The 1679-nt window shown below is 26.4% G+C and carries 3 protein-coding genes; all 3 read left to right on the top strand.

Annotated elements, in window-relative coordinates; all coding sequences use genetic code 11:
- The first annotated feature begins 11 nt into the window (after nucleotides 1-11).
- The 3 genes from RM553_RS19345 to RM553_RS19335 all read left to right on the top strand — a co-directional run bounded on the left by RM553_RS19345 (nucleotide 12) and on the right by RM553_RS19335 (nucleotide 1674).
- Nucleotides 12-704, top strand: coding sequence for a hypothetical protein (locus RM553_RS19345; RefSeq protein WP_311536611.1), 693 nt, complete (start codon nucleotides 12-14; stop codon nucleotides 702-704).
- A gap of 206 nt (nucleotides 705-910) precedes the next feature.
- Nucleotides 911-1171 carry a UPF0175 family protein gene (locus tag RM553_RS19340; protein WP_311536610.1) on the top strand — a complete coding sequence of 87 codons (261 nt, stop codon included), beginning with the start codon at nucleotides 911-913 and terminating at the stop codon, nucleotides 1169-1171.
- Between the two features lie 2 nt (nucleotides 1172-1173).
- On the top strand, nucleotides 1174-1674 hold the full coding sequence (locus RM553_RS19335) for a PIN domain-containing protein (protein WP_311536609.1): 501 nt from the start codon (nucleotides 1174-1176) through the stop codon (nucleotides 1672-1674).
- Nucleotides 1675-1679: the final 5 nt, after the last annotated feature.

The raw sequence follows: 1679 nt of genomic DNA, 5'->3' as shown, positions 1-1679 counted from the left end.
AGCTTTAATTTATGAAAAAAGAACATCTTGAGATCACATTAAAAATTATTGTTTCATTATCGGCTGCATTTATCGTTATATACACATTTATTTTAATTGATATTCCTGAGAAATTTGATAAAGGTTATGAAATTGGGCTTTTATTATTTAATTTATCATTTAGCATAATTTCAGCATTTATTTTTTACCTACTAATTGATTTCTATCCAAAACAAATAAGGAAAAAAGAATTATTGTCTAGTCTTGAAATTTATTTAAGTCGAATTGAGGAAACATATAATACAATATTAAAAAACCTAGATTATAATAATCTTGAAATAGATACGCTAACATATAAAGATTGTTCTAAAGAGGATTTGAAAATAGTAATGTCAAATACAAACCCTAATTTCAAAACTGATGTAAATACTCTAACCAAACAAGGACTGACAATTTCAGAATTGATAAATGTACAAAAAGGATATGTGGAAAATCAAATTACTGAACTCGAAAAGCATATAAATTTTTTAAGTACAGACTTATATAAAGAACTTGTTAACTTAAAAGCAATTGATCTAACTCTAATATTTAGAGCTGGAACAATTATGCTAAATAGAATTAATTCACCAAACAATGATTTTGGCATTTTTTCTGACCAGTTTTATGACTACATAATAAAAGTCAGAAGTATAAGAAACGAATGGAATAATAATCTAAAAAACTAAAGCTAACACCGTATATAAAAAATAGCGGTTTAGTCGCATAAACGAAACAAAAGGAATAAATTAAAGATCAATTATAACCCGAAAAGTTAGTGTATAAAATCCACTACTTTTCATATACAAACACGTTATGCTTTATATGTAAAAAAGATTCAACAAGAAATAAATTAAAAAGAAAAAAGGCTAAATTTGAAACAAACCTTGTAAAGATGAGTAATCGTACCATTTCTGTAGATTTTCCAACCGATATTCTCTTAGCGTTAAATGAGTCAGAAAATGATTTAAAGAAACGTATTAAGATAATGTTAGCCATTCAATTATATAAAGCTCAGAAATTGACAATTGGCAAGGCAGCTCAACTTTCAGGGCTTTCCCGACTAGAATTTGAAACTGAACTTTCTAAAAATAAAATTTCAATATCAAGCTTAACTGAAAAAGATGTACTAAAAGATATTGAAAAACTTAGGTAAATATGAAAAACGGACTTGTAATTGCCGATGCAGGACCTATTTTCTCCCTCGCAATAATTGATAAATTAGAACTCCTAAATAATTTATTCGATGAAATAAAAATTCCAAATGCAGTTTGGGAAGAAATAACTTTAAAGAAGAATACGGAATACTATAGAAAAATCAGAATTTTTTTTGAACCGAAAGTCGTTAAGATATCTAGTTTTAATGAATTAACTTTTATAATGGATTATGGAGAATCGGAATCAATTATACTTTATAAAGAATTGAATGCTCAGTTTCTTTTAATAGATGATAAAAAAGCAAGAACAATAGCTGAAAATTTTAATATTGAATGTATCGGTACATTAGGTTTATTATCAATAGCAAAATCTAAAGGATTATTAGACGAATTGAGACCGCTATTTATCCAATTTCTCCAAAACAACAGATATTATTCTCTAAAGTTGTTAAATAAATTATTGGAGAATCATAAGGAGCAGAAGATAACATACAAAGCATAACATCG

The sequence above is a fragment of the Autumnicola tepida genome (assembly GCF_031846485.1).
Lineage (GTDB): Bacteria > Bacteroidota > Bacteroidia > Flavobacteriales > Flavobacteriaceae > Autumnicola > Autumnicola tepida.
This window is presented reverse-complemented; position numbering and strand designations above follow the sequence as displayed.